Annotated in this window: 14 protein-coding genes and 1 pseudogene; 8 read left to right on the forward strand and 7 right to left on the reverse strand. The window is 71.4% G+C overall.

The window, feature by feature from the left end; translation table 11 throughout:
- Positions 1-54: 54 nt before the first annotated feature.
- From B124_RS11870 to B124_RS11880, 3 genes are all read left to right on the forward strand, one after another.
- Entirely contained in the window at positions 55-1,104 is a 1,050-nt protein-coding gene (locus B124_RS11870; RefSeq protein ID WP_496502717.1) for a WD40 repeat domain-containing protein, read from the forward strand.
- A gap of 65 nt (positions 1,105-1,169) precedes the next feature.
- A complete protein-coding gene (locus tag B124_RS11875) occupies positions 1,170-1,799 on the forward strand; it encodes a class I SAM-dependent methyltransferase (protein ID WP_496502718.1) in 630 nt (209 codons plus the stop codon).
- 107 nt (positions 1,800-1,906) lie between these two features.
- On the forward strand, positions 1,907-2,920 hold the full coding sequence (locus B124_RS11880; RefSeq protein ID WP_496502719.1) for a metal ABC transporter substrate-binding protein: 1,014 nt from the start codon (positions 1,907-1,909) through the stop codon (positions 2,918-2,920).
- A gap of 113 nt (positions 2,921-3,033) precedes the next feature.
- Here B124_RS11880 and B124_RS11885 read toward each other — a convergent pair whose 3' ends face one another.
- The 4 genes and pseudogenes from B124_RS11885 to B124_RS11900 all read right to left on the reverse strand — a co-directional run bounded on the left by B124_RS11885 (position 3,034) and on the right by B124_RS11900 (position 7,261).
- Complete coding sequence (locus tag B124_RS11885) at positions 3,034-3,243, reverse strand: iron chelate uptake ABC transporter family permease subunit (RefSeq protein ID WP_496502757.1); 210 nt, start codon at positions 3,241-3,243, stop codon at positions 3,034-3,036.
- Between the two features lie 76 nt (positions 3,244-3,319).
- A pseudogene (locus B124_RS11890) lies at positions 3,320-3,370 on the reverse strand (hypothetical protein); the annotation flags it as partial.
- 244 nt (positions 3,371-3,614) lie between these two features.
- Positions 3,615-5,372: an ABC transporter ATP-binding protein gene (locus B124_RS11895; protein ID WP_496502720.1), complete on the reverse strand. Its 1,758-nt coding sequence runs from the start codon at positions 5,370-5,372 to the stop codon at positions 3,615-3,617.
- Positions 5,369-7,261, reverse strand: coding sequence for an ABC transporter ATP-binding protein (locus B124_RS11900; RefSeq protein WP_496502721.1), 1,893 nt, complete (start codon positions 7,259-7,261; stop codon positions 5,369-5,371). Before B124_RS11900 ends, B124_RS11895 begins: the two co-directional genes overlap by 4 nt.
- A gap of 152 nt (positions 7,262-7,413) precedes the next feature.
- On the opposite strand from B124_RS11900, the gene B124_RS11905 reads away from it, so the two are divergent.
- From B124_RS11905 to B124_RS11925, 5 genes are all read left to right on the forward strand, one after another.
- Positions 7,414-9,024, forward strand: a complete 1,611-nt coding sequence (locus B124_RS11905; protein WP_496502722.1) for an ABC transporter substrate-binding protein — start codon at positions 7,414-7,416, stop codon at positions 9,022-9,024.
- The gene (locus B124_RS11910; protein ID WP_496502723.1) at positions 9,021-9,971 is read left to right on the forward strand and encodes an ABC transporter permease; all 951 of its coding nucleotides are present in this window, start codon (positions 9,021-9,023) and stop codon (positions 9,969-9,971) included. The genes B124_RS11905 and B124_RS11910 overlap by 4 nt, the downstream gene beginning before the upstream one ends.
- Positions 9,968-10,807, forward strand: a complete 840-nt coding sequence (locus B124_RS11915; protein WP_496502724.1) for an ABC transporter permease — start codon at positions 9,968-9,970, stop codon at positions 10,805-10,807. The genes B124_RS11910 and B124_RS11915 overlap by 4 nt, the downstream gene beginning before the upstream one ends.
- Positions 10,804-12,336, forward strand: a complete 1,533-nt coding sequence (locus tag B124_RS11920) for an ABC transporter ATP-binding protein (RefSeq protein WP_496502725.1) — start codon at positions 10,804-10,806, stop codon at positions 12,334-12,336. The genes B124_RS11915 and B124_RS11920 overlap by 4 nt, the downstream gene beginning before the upstream one ends.
- Before the next feature lie 168 nt (positions 12,337-12,504).
- On the forward strand, positions 12,505-13,176 hold the full coding sequence (locus tag B124_RS11925; protein ID WP_496502726.1) for a TetR/AcrR family transcriptional regulator: 672 nt from the start codon (positions 12,505-12,507) through the stop codon (positions 13,174-13,176).
- A 73-nt stretch (positions 13,177-13,249) separates the two neighbouring features.
- On the opposite strand, the gene B124_RS11930 is transcribed toward B124_RS11925, so the two are convergent.
- From B124_RS11930 to B124_RS11940, 3 genes are read right to left on the reverse strand one after another with little or no spacing between them, the layout of a single operon-like run.
- Positions 13,250-14,143, reverse strand: coding sequence for a hypothetical protein (locus B124_RS11930; RefSeq protein WP_496502727.1), 894 nt, complete (start codon positions 14,141-14,143; stop codon positions 13,250-13,252).
- Positions 14,140-15,090, reverse strand: a complete 951-nt coding sequence (locus B124_RS11935; protein ID WP_496502728.1) for a fatty acid desaturase family protein — start codon at positions 15,088-15,090, stop codon at positions 14,140-14,142. Before B124_RS11935 ends, B124_RS11930 begins: the two co-directional genes overlap by 4 nt.
- A 9-nt stretch (positions 15,091-15,099) precedes the next feature.
- Positions 15,100-16,092, reverse strand: coding sequence for an amidinotransferase (locus tag B124_RS11940; RefSeq protein WP_496502729.1), 993 nt, complete (start codon positions 16,090-16,092; stop codon positions 15,100-15,102).
- Positions 16,093-16,153: the final 61 nt, after the last annotated feature.

The following is a 16,153-nucleotide window of genomic DNA, read 5'->3' on the forward strand; positions in this document are numbered from 1 at the left end:
GGCCGAACTGGAGCGCGGCTTCGCCGGCTGCCTGGTGGGTGCGGAGGCCGTCGTATGAGCACCACGTCTGACACGGTTCCCGGGACCGACGGCTCCCCGGCCGCGTACGCGTGGACCACCGAGGTGGACGACGCCCCGGTCTCCGTCAGCGCCGCCGGTGACCTGGTCGTGGTCGCCGGGGCCGGCGGCACGGCCTGGGTCTTCCATGCGGCTGCCGGCGCGCCGATTGACCACTTTCCGCTGCCCGAAGGCATGTTGCACACCGCGCTCTCCCCCGACGCGCAGCACCTGGCCGTTGCCGGCCCCGGCGGCCACGCGCTCTGGCGCCGTGCCGACCGGCGCGTACGACGGGCCGCCACCGGCACCTGGTCGCAGGCCGCCGCCTGGTCCGGCGTGGACCAGGTGGCCGTCGCGACCGGTCGCCGGGCCGTCGTCCTCCGCCCCGACGGCACCGAGGTGTGGACCACCGAGCCGGCGGCCAGCACGGTCACCGACGTCGCCTGGATGCGCGGCGGACGGCGGCTGGCCGTCGCCGCGTACGGGGCGGTGCGCTGCCACGAACGCCACCAGGCCGCACCCGTGGTCACCTATCCCTATGCCGGCTCCCACCTGGCGCTCGCCGTCGCCCCGACCGGCCGCTGGATCTGCAGTGGCAACCAGGACGCCTCCATCCACATCTGGCGCACCCGCGACGGCGACGAGCTGACCATGTCCGGCTACCCGGCGAAGGTCTCCCGGCTCGCTTTCGACGACACCGGCCGCTGGCTCGCCGCCGACGGTGCCCCCGACGTCACCGTCTGGGACTTCTCCGGTCAGGGCCCTGCCGGCACCAGTCCGCGCATGCTCCGGGCCCATGAGACCGTCACCGCGCTGGCCTGGCGTCCCGGCACCCGTGCCCACCTGGCCAGCGGCGGCGACGACGGCACGCTCGCCCTCTGGCACGCGGCTGCCGGCCAGGCGGGGGGACGCGTGCGACCCGTGCACCGGTACGAACTCGGTGCCCCCGTCACCGCGTTGGCCTGGTCCGGCCCGGGGCTGCTGGTCGCCGCCACCCGCGACGGGCGCGTCGCGGCGCTCCGGCTGCCGGACGGGACCCGGCTGTGACGCCTCAGCCTCCTGGCCCTGTCGATTGGCCGGAGAACTCGGACATCGTGAGGAAGAGGTAGTTCATGGATCCCGAAGAGTTCTGGGAGAACTTCTACCGCGAGCACCGGCAGGACGGTGCCGTGTGGCGAACCCGGACCAACCCGCTGCTTGTCGACGTGGCCGGGCAGCTTCCGGCCGGCACCGCACTGGATCTGGGGTGCGGTGCCGGCGGTGACACGCTCTGGCTCGCGCGCCGGGGTTGGCGGGTCACCGCGGCCGACATCTCGGCCACCGCGGTCGAGCAGATCCTCCTCATCGCCGGGGAGGCCGGTCTCGGCGGCCTTGTGGCCGCGGAACGGCACGACCTGGGACGGTCGTTCCCGAGCGGTACGTTCGACCTGATCTCGGCGCAGTACTTCCACACTCCCTTCGACCTCCCCCGCGCGGCGATCCTGCGCACCGCAGCCAGGGCGCTGAACCCGGGCGGGCACCTCCTGGTCGTCGACCACGGATCCATCGCCCCCTGGTCCTGGAACCAGGACCCCGACACCCGCTTCCCGGCCCCGGAGGAGATCCACGCCGAACTCGACCTGCCCACCTCCACCTGGACCGTCGAACGGGCCGATGCTCCCGAACGTGAGGCAACCGGCCCCGGCGGACAGACGGCCACCGTCACCGACCATGTACTGCTCATCCGCCGGACACCGCGCTGATCGCCCGTACCGTACGGGCGGTTCATGCGCGCACCGTGGACCGCGCCGCGGTGCGGCGGGCACCAGCCTTTTGACATCCGTTCCGGCCCATGATGAAAATGATTGTCATGAAGATTAGTCGCCGATGCATACCCGGCCTCTCCGTGACCGCTTTCGCCTCCGCCGCTGTGCTGACGCTTGCCGCCTGCGGCTGTGACGGTGGCGCCGGTGCCGGTGGCGGGGACGGCAAGCTGCAGGTGACCGCGTCGTTCTACCCCATGCAGTTCCTTGCCGAGGAGATCGGCGGCGAGCGCGCCGAGGTCACCACGCTCACCGCGCCCGGGGCCGAGCCGCACGACCTGGAGCTCTCCCCGCAGCAGATCGGCGAACTGGGCGATGCCGGCCTGATCCTCTACCTCAAGGACATACAGCCCGTGGTCGACGAGGCGATCGAGCAGTCCGGTGCCGAGCACGTGGTGGAAGCGTCGGAGTTCACCACCCTCGAGGCGCACGGGGGTGAGGAGGACGGCCGCGACCACGGCGGCGAGCACGCTGAGGGCGAGTCCGAGGACGAGGGACACGCCGAGGAGGAGGGCGAGGGCCACGACCACGGTGAGGAAGGTCTCGACCCGCACGTCTGGCTCGACCCCGTGCGCTACGCCGAGGTCGCCGAGGGCGTCGGCAAGGCGATGGCGAAGGCCGACCCGGAGCACGCCGCGGCGTACGAGAAGAACGCCGCCGGCCTCGCCGACCGCCTGCACAAGCTCGACAGGCGGTTCGAGGAGGGGCTGGGGAACATGAAGACCGATACCTTCATCACCACCCACGCCGCCTTCGGCTACCTCGCCGAGCGATACGGTCTGACGCAGGAGGCGATCAGCGGCCTCGCCCCCGAGTCCGAGCCCAGCGCGGCCCGGATACAGGAGCTTCAGGACATCGCCGAGCACGACGGCGTCACCACGGTCTTCTTCGAGACGCTGGTCAGCGACAAGACGGCGAAGACCCTCGCGGACGACCTGGGCCTGAAGACCGACGTGCTGGACCCGGTCGAGGGCATCACCGGCAAGTCGAAGGGCGACGACTACTTCACGATCATGGAAGCGAACCTCACCGCGCTCCAGAAGTCGCTCGGAACCAGCTGAGCGACCGGGCGGAGCTCCGGCGCTCGACGCCACGCGGGTGCGGTGAAGCCGGTCAAGCCGGCCGTCCGCGGTGCCGAGGGCGGGCGACGGTACGGGCCGTCCCGACTGCCCCGTCATGCCCGGCCGTTCACGGGGACCGGCCGGGGGGACGGGGCCGCGGCCCGCAGCAGTGTCGGGTGCAGCGGGCCGGCGACGAACCGTACGCCTTGCGGAACGATGAGGCCGACGAGGCCGATCGCGCCGACGGAGGCGACCGCGACCGCCGTCATCAGCGAGGTGACGACCAGGAGGACCGTACGGGTCCGGCGTACGGTGATGCTCAGCGAGCCCGCGCCGTCGCCCGAGGACGACCACGATCACGGCCCCGGTCGACGCGCCGGGGGAGACCCCGAGCAGGTACGGGTCGGCGAGCGGGTTGCGCGTGACGGCCTGCAGCGCGGCGCCGCACATCGCGAGACCGGCGCCGACCAGGGCCGCGAGCCCACCGACACCATCGCCACCGCCGGCGGCCGCACCATCTTCGCCGACCTCGACGAGCGCTGGACCCAGGTGGGCTGGGAGGCATCAGCGGCCCGCGGAACATCGACGGCCTGGAGAAGCTCGGGCGTTACCTGCGCGGACTGGAGAGCTGAGCCGGACGACCGCCCGGCCGCGCGGGCGGTCTCCGCGGCGTACCTGCTCGGCAGGCTCTACGTCACGATCCGGCCGTGGCGGTCACGCGCCATCTGCGTGCGCTCCTCTGCGCGGCCCACATGCCGGCGTAGCGCCCGCCCCTCTCCAGCAGTTCGGCGTGCGTGCCGCGCTCGGCGACCCCGCCCCCGTCGATCACGAGGATCTGGTCGGCACCGGCCACGGTGGACAGCCGGTGTGCGATGACCAGCACGGTCTTGTGCGCGACCAACGTGTCGATGGCTTCCTGGACTGCTGTCTCGCTCTCGCTGTCGAGTGCGGCGGTCGGCTCGTCGAGGATGACGACGGGCGCGTCCTTCAAAATGGCCCGGGCGATCGACACCCGCTGTCGCTCGCCTCCCGAGAGCGCGCCCCCGATCTCGCCGACGCGGGTGTCGTAGCCCCGGGGGAGGCGGGTGACGAACTCGTGCACGTTCGCCGCCCGGGCCGCAGCCTCCACTTCCTCGTCGGACGCCCCGGGACGGGCCATGGCGATGTTGGCACGGATGGTGTCGTTGAAGAGGTAGACGTCCTGGAAGACCACCGCGACATGGCGGTAGATCTCCCCGGGCGCGACATCCCGCAGATCGGCGTCGCCGATCCGGACGGTCCCGGCTTCGGGGTCGGCGTAGCGGGTGATGAGCTTGGAGATCGTGGACTTGCCCGACCCGGAGGGGCCCACGAGCGCGGTCAGGGAACGTGCCGGCAGGGTGAAGGAGAGGGCGTCGAGTACGGGCTCGGGGTCGGACGGGTGGTAGCGGAACGTCACTTCCTCGAAGGAGATGTCGAAGCGGTCGAGGCGCGCGTCACCGCCGGCGGCCGGCAGTGGCTCGCTGTCCATGATCTCGGCGATGCGCTCCAGCGATGCCTCCGACAGTTCGAATACGGCGATCATGGAGGCGGCGTTGGCGAGCGGCTCGGCGAGCTTGACGGCGGCCACCACCAGCGCGACGAGCAGTGCGGCGGACAGGTCGGCGTCGAAGACCATGGATGCCCCCGCCGCGGAGGCCGCGACGATGCCGATCTGCATGGCCGTGGTGGCGACGATGCTGGGCAGGGTGAGCGACTTCTGGGTCTTGCTCATGACGTGCGTCTGATGTTCGAGCGCCTCGTTGAGCCGGCGGGAGGAGGCGCCCGCCTGACCCGTCGCCCGCAGCACGGGCAGAGCCTGCACGTACTCGACGATCCTCGACGAGGCCGCGGCGTCCGCGGCGGCGCCAGCCCGCTGTCCCTCGCCGGAACGCCGCTGGATGCGGCGGACGAAGGGCAGTGCCGCCGGCAGCGTCACCGACAGCACCAGTCCGACGCGCCAGTCGACCGCGAAGATGACGGCCACGAGCACGACGGGAACGATGGCGGCCTGCAGGAACAGGAACGCGATATGCGACGCGCCCATCGATGCGTACGCGACGTTGCCGCCCACCACGGCGCTGAGATCGCCCGCGGATCGCTTCTCCAGGTCCCGCAGGGGCATCGTGCGAAGCTTCTCACCGAGCCCGAGGCGCAGGTCGGACATGACCTGCGCCCAGTCGTGGTACTGGAAGCGGAGTTCCGCCAGCCGGCAGACGGCTTCGATCGCGTACAGCGCGACGAATGCCGCGAACCAGGTCCAGGCGGCGGCACTGTCGACATCGGGCTGCGCCAGCTCGTGGATCAGGCCGATCAGGACGCCGTACGCGGCTGCCTGCGCGACCGAGCCGACGACCGACGCGCGCAGCGAGGCAAGGAACTGACGGCGGCGCGATCCGGCGGCGAGCAGCATCAGGCGGTAGAGGCGCTTCATGCCGGAACCTCCGAGGTGTCGGCGGTGGCCACCGCGGCGGGCCGGCTGCCGCCGAGCCCCCACCCGTCGGCCTTGGTGTGCTGCCGCCACAGGGCGGCGTAGCGGCCGTCGGCGTCGAGCAGGGACGTATGGGTGCCGCTCTCCGCGACCTTGCCGTGGTCGAGGACCACGATCTGGTCGGCGTCGACGATGGTGGCCAGGCGGTGCGCGACCACCACGACCGTGCGTCCGCGGGTCAGTTCGGCCAGGGCGCGCTGGATCGCGGCCTCGTTCTCCGGGTCCGCGAACGCGGTGGCCTCGTCGAGGACGATGACGGGCGCGTCGGCCAAGAGCGCCCGGGCGATGGTGATGCGCTGCCGCTGTCCGCCCGAGAGCAGGGTTCCGCGCTCGCCCACGCGGGTGTCGTAGCCGTCGGGCAGCTCGGTACGGATGAACTCGTCGGCCTGCGCGGCGCGTGCCGCGGCGCGCACGTCGTCGTCGGAGGCGTCGGGGCGGGCCAGCCGGATGTTCTCCGCGACGGTGTCGTCGAGGAGGAAGGGGTCCTGGAAGACGAGGCCGACGTGCCGCAGCAGCACGTCCGGGGCCATGTCGCGGACGTCGACGCCACCGACGCGCACGGTGCCCGAAGCCACGTCCCAGAACCGGGGGATGAGCCTGGCGACGGTCGACTTGCCCGAGCCCGAGGCGCCGACGAGGGCGCACACCGTGCCGTCGGGGATGTGCAGGCCGACCCCGTCGAGCGCTCTGCGGCCGGCGGACTCGCTCCCGCCGCCGGCGGTCGCACCGACGCCCGGGCCGTAGGAGAAGACGACGTTCTCGAAGGTGATCGAGCCGTCGGCCGGCTGCCGGGGGGCCTCCGGCTCGGGAAGGCGTTCGATGGCGAGGATCTCGCCGATACGGATGGCGCCGGCGCGGGAGTCGGTGATGAAGTTGCTCAGGTACATCAGCGGCACCACCGACTCGATCGGCATCGTGCCCAGCAGCGTGGCGAGGACGAGGTCGATGACGGACATGGAGTCCGCCGACACCAGCCAGGTGCCGACCGCGAGGACGATCACCAGGGTGGGAAGAGGCGTCATCGCGGCCCGGGTGAGAACCCCGGCGGTCCTGCTCTGCCGCTGCCAGACCTCGGTTGCCCTGGTGAAGTCCTCGACCCGGTCGGAGAAGCGGGCGAACGAGGTCGTGCCGTCGTCGAAGGTGCGGACCACCGGCATGCCCTGGACGAATTCGACGACGGCTTCGTTGACGGCTTCGTTGGCCTCGTCGTAGGCGCGGCGCTGGGCCGCGTAGTCGCGCGTCACGAGGCGGAAGCCGATCGCGACGGCCGGGACCAGCGCGAGAACCGCAAGCAGCAGCCGCCAGTCGATGACCGCGAGCGCGGCGAGGGCGGCGAGGGGCTGGGCCAGGCTCGCGCCGAGCATCGGTGTCGCGTCGGCCACGGCGCCGTGCAGAGCGCGGACATCGTCCTGGACGACCTTCTTGAGCGCCCCGGAGCCGAGGTTCTGGACTTCGCCGAGCGGCACGGCCGACAGGTGCTCGGCCAGATCGCGCCTGAGGGTGGTCTCCAAGGCGAACGAGGCGAGGTGCGACAGGTCGAAGGCCCACTTGCGCGTCGCGAACCGACCGATCATGACCGCTGTGGCGGCGGCGAGGAGCCATGCGACGCGCGTGCCCGACGGGTCGCCGGCGAACAGCTCGTCGAGCGCGAACCCGACCAGCACCAGCCCGGCGACACCGAGGACTCCGCCGGCGGCCCCCACAACGAGTGCCAGACACAAGCGTGCTCGGACGCTGCCGAGCAGAGCGAAGAGCGGATCCCCGCCGCCCGGCGGTTCCTTGCCCGTGCTCTCTGCCCTGCCGGGCTGTGCCGTGGTGTCCCTGACGGACATGGGTTCCTCCCTGAGTCATGCGGATACCGGAGCCAATTCGGGTATGAAAATCATTATCATATACTCTGGTCGTCAGTTCGGTGGCCGATGGGTAAGGGTAGCCTTACGCGCACACCGTACGCATAGCTCTGCCGATCGAACACCGGAGTGTCATGTCCCGCATTGCGCCGCCCGGCGGCCATCCGCTGTCCCAGCCCCTCACCGGTCACGTCACCCGGCGCGGTGTGCTCTCCCTTCTGGGGCTCGGCGCCGCCTCCGCCGCCGCGCCGCTCCTCGTCGGCTGCGCGTCGGGCGAGGAGCCCGGCCCGGCGGTCACCGGTGCCCCGAGCGGCAAGCCGAGACGTGGAGGCACCGTGCGTCTGGCCTTCGCCGGCTCAGGCGCGGGCGAATCACTCGACCCCACCGTCGGCACCGCGCCCTGCGACCTCGCCAGGTACGCCATCGTGTTCGACCAGCTCTTCTTCTTCGCCGACGGCGAGGCGCAGCCAGCCCTGGCGACCTCCGCCAAGCCCGACGCACGGGGCAGCCAGTGCACTCTGACGCTGCGTCAGGACGTCACCTGGCACGACGGCTCCGCCTTCACCTCGAACGACGTGGTGTACACGCTGGGGCACCGCGCCTCGCCCGACCGGGCGTTCCCCAGCGAGCTCTCCGCGTACTTCGACCTCGCGGCGGCCAAGGCGACGGACGAGCACACCGTCGTCCTGCCCACGGTGCAGCCGGTGGGGGATCCCGCGACCCTGCTCGCCGGCTCCGGCCTCTACGTCATCAAGAACGGTGCCGCCCACTTCACCCCGGCGGACACCGTGGGCACCGGCCCCTACCGGGTCACCGCGTTCAAGCCGGGGGTCGAGACCCGGCTCGAACGGTACGACGACCACTGGGACGGTGCCGGATACGCCGAGGCCGTCACCCTCCTCAGCGTCAACGACCCGCAGGCCCGGGTGAACGCGGTCAAGGGAGACCAGGCCGACTACGCCTCGGACATCGCCTACGTCACCGCCAGGACCGGCGTCCAGGAGTCCGGTCTGCAGATCCGTGACGGCGGCGAGGCCATGCGTACGACATACGGGTTCGTCCTCAACGTCACGCGCGGCATCTCGTCCGATCCCCGGGTCCGCGAAGCCATCAAGCTGGGCATCGACCGCGCAGCCTTGGTGGAGGCCGTGTTCCTCGGGTTCGGAGAGGTCGCCAACGATTTGTTCGGGGCAGGTGCGAAGCACTTCCTCGAAGGCGTCCCGGTGCCGGTGCGCGATGTGCGGAAGGCCAAGCGCCTGCTGCGGACGGCCGGGGCGGCGGGCAAGCCGTTCGTGGTCAGGACGGCGGAGTACGAGTCGGGGCTCAACTCCTCCGCGGAGCTGTTCGTCGAGCAGCTCGGCGGCCTGGGGCTCGACGCGACCCTGGACAAGGTGACCGTCAACGAGGGCTTCGACCCCGAGGGCATGAAGGCATGCGACGCCATCTCCTTCCCCCTCGGCCCCTTCTCCCTGGCCGTCACCTACACGCGCTCCGCCGCGTACGAGACCCTCGCCTTCCCGGACGCGGAGCTGACCCGGGCGGTCGCCACCGCGATATCCACGACGTCCGAGACCACCCGGGCCGCGGCGTGGAAGACGGCGCAGCAGGTGATGGCGGACCGCGGCAACTGGGTGGCCTGGGGGCGCGGCGACGTGCTCAGCCTGGCGAAGGAGAAGCTCACCGGCGTGGACGGCCGCGAGTCGCCCAAGTACCCGTGGCTGGGCAGAGTCGGGTTCGTCGCGTGAGAGCGAACACCCTGCGGTACGTCGCCGTGCGGCTCGCGACAGCCGCGGTGCTGCTCACCGTGCTGTCCCTGGTCGTCTACGCCGGCGTGGACCTGCTCCCCGGAGATCCGGCCACCGCCCGCCTCGGGCCCGGTGCCACACCCGAGCAGGCGGCGCTCGCCCGCGAACGGCTCGGTCTCGACGCACCGTTGTTCCAGCGGTATCTGGAGTGGGCCGGCGGGCTGCTGCGAGGCGATCTCGGCACGGCGGCGAACGGCACGCCGGTCTCGCAGATGCTCTCAGACCGGATCGGCAACACCGCTGTCCTCGCCGGGCTCACCATCCTTCTCCTCGTGCCGCTCTCACTTGCCCTGGGCGTCGCGCTCGGCCGCCGGGCCGGCAGCCGGCTGGACCGGCTGGGGTCGGCGGGCCTGCTCCTGACCTCCGCGGTGCCCGAGTTCGTCGTCGCGGGAGCGCTCGCCCTCGTACTCGCCGGGCAACTGGGCTGGTTCCCGGCCACCTCGCTCGTCCCGGCGGGAGACCATCCGCTCGCTCATCCCGAGGTAATCGCCCTGCCGGTGCTGAGCCTGCTATGGGTGAGCCTCGCCTACGCCACCAGGGTCATCCGCGCCCAGACCTCGACAGCCATGCGGGCGCCGCACGTCGAGGCCATGCGGCTGAACGGCGTACCGGAGCGGACCGTCGTGCGTCAGGGCGTCCTGCCCGCGGTCCTCCCGTCCGCGGCGCAGATCTGGTTGATCAGCGCCGCGGCGCTGCTGGGAGGAACGGTTCTGGTGGAAGTCGTCTACAGCTATCCCGGGATCGGGGAGGTGCTCGTCACCTCGGTGGCCGCCGGCGACCTGCCCGTGGTCCAGGCGCTGGCCATGATCATGGGTGCACTCACCCTCGTGGCCACCGTAGCCGCCGACGTCATCGGTGCGGCCGTCGGCCGTACGAGGTCGGCGTGAGCGCCCGTGCGCCGGTGAACGGCGCTGCTCGGGGCCGGCGTGCGCGCCGTCACCGGATAGCCGCGGTCACGGTCGCCACCGTGGTGGCGGCGGGACTGCTCGGGCCGCTTCTCGCACCGCACCCGCCCACCGCGACGATCGCCGCCCCCTACGCGCCGCCCAGCGTGGGCCATCCCCTCGGCAGTGACCACCTCGGCCGCGACGTGCTGTCCCGGCTGCTGGACGGGGGCCCGTCGGTGCTGGTCACGACCACGCTCGCGACCGCCGTCACCGTCGTCCTCGGTACGACAGCCGGACTGCTCGCCGCGTTCGCCGGTCACCGCAGGCGCGGATGGGAAGGGCTCGTCATGCGCCCGCTCGACGCGGTCGCCGCCATCCCGCCGGTCCTCGCACTCCTGCTGGTCCTCACCGTGACCCCGGGGCGTCTCGGCATGGTGCTCGCCACCTCACTGGCGAGCGTCCCGCTGTCCGCTCGCGTGATCCGCGCGGCGGCTGCGCCGGTGCTGCGCCGGTCCCATGTGGAACTCGCGATCGCCCGCGGCGAGCGGTGGCCGTGGCTGCTGCGCCATGAGGTGCTGCCCCTGGTGTCCGCGACCGTGGTCGCCGACGCCGGCCTGCGATTCGTCCTGGCGCTGTACCTGGTCACCGCGGCCGGATTCCTCGGCGTGGGGGGCGCCGCCACCGACTGGGGGACGCTCGTCCATGACGCCCTGCCGGGAGCCGCCCTGCAGCCGGTGGCGTTGCTTGCACCGCTGCTGCTCATCGCCACGCTCGCGGTGAGCGTGAACCTGTTGTCCGACCGCTGGACTCTCCGGAAGCGGGTGGCCGCGCCATGAGCGAGACGATGGTCAGCATCGAAGGTCTGGAGCTCTGCTCGTCCGAGGGGCCGGTGCTCGACGGGGTCTCCCTGGCCATGGGCCCGGGGGAGTCCGTCGCCGTGGTCGGCTCGTCCGGCTCGGGCAAGACGACGCTCGCCCTTTCCGTGTTCGGTCATCTGCGCCCCGGGATCACCCACCGCGCCGGTCAGGTCACCGTCGGCGGACGTCCCACGCTGCCGGTCCCTCCGCGCGGGCTGCGCGGAGGGACCGTCGCGTACCTCGGACAGGACCCGGGCACCACCCTCAACCCGTACCGGCGACTGGCGACGAACATCCGGGCGGCCCTCGGCACCACCGACGGACACGCGGTCGGGTCCCTGCTGGAGAGGGTCGGACTGCCCCCTTCACTCGGCGCGCGCAAGCCGGCAGAACTCTCCGGCGGCCAGCAGCAACGCGGGGCACTCGCCCTCGCGCTGGCCGCCGGACCGCGTCTGCTGGTGCTCGACGAACCGACCTCGGCCCTCGACACCGCCGCCAAGGCCGAGGTACGGGAAGAGCTGGCGCGCCTCCGCGCCTCCGGCGTCGGACTGCTGTGGGTCACCCACGACCTGACGTCGGTTGACGGTCTCGTCGACCGGATCGTCGTCCTCAGCGACGGCCGCGTGGTCGAGGACGGGTCACCGCGGCAGATCACCGAGGCGCCGGCATCCGCGGCAGCCGGATCACTCGTTGCGGCAACCCGGTTCGCGTCACCTCGCCGTCGCGGTACGGAACAGAAGACCCCCGTACTGCAGGCCGAAGGGCTACGTGCACACCACAGCCACCACCTGGTGCTGGACGGCATCAGCCTCGCTGTGCACGCCGGCCAGTGCACGACCGTGACCGGCGCCTCGGGAGCCGGCAAGAGCACGCTCGCCCGCTGCCTGGCCGGTCTGCACCGACCCGCCGGGGGAACGGTCCTGCTGGACGGGCGACCCCTGCACCATCAGGCACGCAAACGAACACCCGGCGACCGTGCGGCGCTCCAACTGGTACCCCAGAGCCCGGCGGAGACACTGCACCCCGCGCAGAGCGTGCACGCGGCTCTCGCGCGCCCCCTGCGGGTCCTGCGGGGCATGAGGCAGACGGCGGAGATCGACCAGGAGATCGAACGGCTGCTGTCGATGGTCCATCTGCGGACGGACCATCTGCGCAGGCTCCCGGGCGAGCTGTCGGGCGGACAGCGCCAGCGTGTCGCGATCGCCCGAGCCCTGGCCGCACGCCCCCGCGTGCTCCTGTGCGACGAGATGACCTCCGCGCTCGACTCGGTCACCCAGGCATCCGTGCTCGACCTCGTGCGTGAACTCTGCGAACAGGAGAAGCTCGGTGTCCTCGTGATCACCCACGACCCCCAGGTGGTCCGCCGAGTCGGCGACGAGACGGCCGTACTCGCCGACGGCACGTTGCACTGGACCGGCCCGCCGCAAGAGGCCCCGACGCACGAGGACCGGCCCGCCGGCCCCCTCCCGCGCCCCACCGGCGCCCCCCGGCCGGAAGCCCGCCGCTGACCAGGCGCACGGTTGCCGGGGCAGCGAAGGCGCATCCGCGGGCGCCGGCCGATCGCCCGCCTTGCGCACAGCCCCGCGACACGGCTCCGTACACGGCCCGCGTCAGGGGAACCCCACGTGCGGAAGCGTGCGGGCGCGGGCGGACGCCCGTCGTGCGAGCATGACCGGATGGCGAAACAGACCTGGCCGCACGGCGTCGGCCGCTACGGACCGCGTCGTCCCAGACCCGGGCTGACGACCGCGTCCGTCGTCGCGGCCGGACGGCGCGTCATCGAGCGGGACGGCATCGACGCCCTGTCCATGCGAGCGGTGGCCGCCGAACTCGGCACGGCCGCCACCTCCCTGTACCGCCATATCGCCGACCGCGACGCGCTGTTGCTCGCCATCCTGGAAGAGATCGCGGACGGCCTGCCGGTCGACGTGCCCGGGAAGAGCCCACATGCCCGGCTGCTGACACGTCTGGTGGCCGCGCACGACTACATGGCCGATCACGTGTGGGTCCTGCACGTACTGATCCGGGGAGAACTCGTCGCCGAAAACGCCTTCCCCTTCACCGACGCGTGTCTCGCGGACTTCCTGGCGGCGGGGCTGGAACCCCGCCCGGCGATGTCCGCCTTCCGGTCATGCTGGCACCTGATCGTCGGTGAACTCGTCTCCCAGCACCCGCTGTCGCCCCCCAGCCGGCCGAGCCAACGCGACCGCGCCGTAGCCGCCATCGACCCCGACGCGCTCCCCGCACTCGCGCGCATCATGAAGGCCACACCGGATGCCGCCCTGCCGAACGACGAATTCGCTCAGGCCATCGCCGGCCTGCTGACCTCGCTGCTCCCCAGCCGCTGACTCCCTCGTTCACACGGTCGCCGTGCGGAACGAAGAGATGCGCGGGGCCGAGCCCTTGGCCGATGGGCCGGCATCAGGTCCACCACAGGAGCTCGTCGCCCACGATGCCGGTGAAGCAGGTGATCAGCAGCCGCCGGTTCGCGTCCTCGGCCGGCCGGCCGCCCAGAACCGCATGGATCAGGTTCCCGTTGATCAGGCACAGATCCCCCGTCTCGACGGGGACCACGAGGGTCGGCAGCCCGGACAGCGCGGCCCGGGGGTAGGGGAAGCCGCTGTGGGTCAGGCCGAGCCGGGCACGGGAGTCGTCGTCCGGGGCGATGTTCCAGAGCTGGAGCTGGCCGGTCCCGGCCGGCACGTACGGGTAGGCGTTCACCGCCATTACCCGGTGCACAGCCTGGATCTCGAAACCGGCCTGGAGCGGGTCGCCGAGCTGGGCCACGTCGTCGTGCGGCTCCAGCAGGAAGTACCCGGTCCCGGTCCAGCTCACCGCCTTCGCGGAGCCGGATGCACGGCCGTCCTGCTCGGCCGCACGTACCCGCCGGACGGGGCCGTGGCCGGCGAGCCGGTCCCGGAGGCTGGAGACCGGGTCGGACACCCCGCTGAAGAGGTCCGCGAGGGCCCCGGCGAAGCGCCCGGCCTCTCCGAGATAGGCGTCGGTGGTCTTCTCGATGTGCGAGGCGCCGACGAAATAGCCCTCGACGCCCTCCTCACCCACACCGTAGCGGGGGGTACGCATGGAGGACGCCTGGAAGTTGCGCACGATACGCACGCAGTCCTGCGCGGGGATGAAGTGGCGCACCCGGTGGGCGGCCAGCTCGCCGCCGAGTACCGCGAGTGCCGCCTCGGCATCGACGTCGTGGTCGGTCTCGTGCACCCGGAACCCTCCCGGCGCCAGGGAGGTGCCGGTGAGCTCGGATACGGCCGCATCGGATTGCTGGTGCGCCGTCGACACGCGCTCCCCGCTCATGGGCGCTCACCCCGGATCTGGTGCAGCATCGGTCTGTCGCGGTACAGGAAGCCGAGCATGGCCGGTACGGGGCTGATGACCCGCTCGCCGCTGTCAAGCCGGTCCCGGGACCGCTCGCGCACCCGGGGCAACTCCGACCAGTGCGAGGACGGGCTCAGATGGTGCTCCTGGTGGTAACCGTCGTTGAATGCGATCAGGTTGTAGAGGCGACTGTAGTGACTCACCGCGTCCGCGGTCCGATGGTCGGGGTCAGCGCCGTAGTGCCGGTAGTAGTTCTGCACGTTGACCATCGTCAGGGCGAGGAAGAACGCGGGCAGATACACCGTGAGCGTCCACTGCCAGGAGATCACGGCGAAGCCTGCCAGCGACCCCACGTGCGCGACCCGGTCGAGCCGGACCTGGCGCAGCTCCCGGGCACGACGGGGATCTCGCGGGGCGGCCAGGGAAAGCAGGGTGCGTTCATGGGAGCCGACCCGCCACAGCCGGGTCACGGCCAGTACTTCGCGGGCGCGGTCGGCCAGCGACTCCAGTGCGCCGCCCAGGGCGTACGACAGCAACGGCTCGTGCTCACCGTTCCTGCCCTTCCGGTAGGTCGAGGAGAGATCACGGGTGGTGCCCTCCGCGTCCTGCCGGTCATTGTTGAACCGGTGGTGGTTGCGCACATGGGTGAGGTGGTATGCCTGCACCGACTGCCCGATGTTCACTGAATTCAGCAGAGATGCCACGGCATTGAGCCGTCTGGAGACGAACCACGGCGCGTGTGTGAACAGGTGGCTGACGACGATGATGTGGTACGCGATAAGGACCGCCACGGCCGGCACCGAGACCAGGCGTTCCGCCGTGGACGCCTCGGTCCACCTGCCGCACAGCCCCAGCATCACCGTGAGCTGAATGATGCTGACCCCGAGCAGGATTCCGTCCCGGGGAGTGTTCTTCCATATCCGCACACCGGCCTCCTAGAAGTACGACTGGAGATCGCCGCGACGGCGAACGTCGAGGGTGGCGCAATGAAATGACCCGCCGAAGCTGTTGAAGTGCCGGAAGTCGCAGAGGATGGGGGTGAATCCGTGGCTCTTCATCAGCGCGATCATGGGTTCGTCCTGCCGTTCGACCATGACCCGCTGCTCGTCCAGCATCAGGACGTTCATGTTTATCCATTTGCTGGTCATGTACAGGGGATGGCTGTCGGAGATGACGGGGCGTGGTGCCACGATGACGTCCCAGCCCTTGAAGAGCTTCGGCACCTTCGGCACGCGTTCGGGATTGATGAGCACCTTGCCCGGTGCGAGCGGGACGAGGGTGGCGTCGATGTGCATCGGGTGGGGGTCGTCGAACTCCAGAACATGAATGGTGTAGTCACTGGTGAGGTGGCGGCGCAGCCACTCGATCCCGAATGCGTTGGTGACGTTGCTCTTCTGGGCGATGATGTCCCGCCCCAGGCGGGTGAAGTCCGCCGCGTCGAACGTGGGCTCGAACTCGGTCACCACCAGCCGGGCCGGGCCGTCGTCCCCGGGATCCGTCCAGTCCTCGTCGTACAGGGCATCGCTCAACTCCGGCTTGGGGCCGGCAGTCCAGCGGGCGCCGCCGTGGAAGTACTCCTTGAGCAGGGGCCGGTAGGCGAGCGACTCGTAGTACCGGGAGCGCCACGCCATCGGGCACTCGATGATCTCGTCGCCCACCACCAGCAGCACGTCCCTGGGCATCGCCGCGTACATGCCCGTGCTCGTCCACGCCCGGGTGGCGTACGGCGTCCGCTGCGGGATCGGTTCGGGGCGCCGTACGGTCACGCCCTCGCCCTGAAGGATGTGCGCGAACTCGTCGAGTTCGCGGCGGGCGGCGGCCACCGCTTCGGCCGGGAAGGGCCTGCCCGCGCGCGTGCGGAAGGTCTCGTGCTGGTGCTCGGGCAGCAGCCGGTGGCAGCGCACGGTGCCAGGGCGGGAAGCTGGCATCGTCGACGATGCCGACGATCACCTCCTCAAGCGGGTCCCACTCGTTGTAGGAACAGACGGG

The organism is Streptomyces sp. CNP082, from assembly GCF_059570535.1.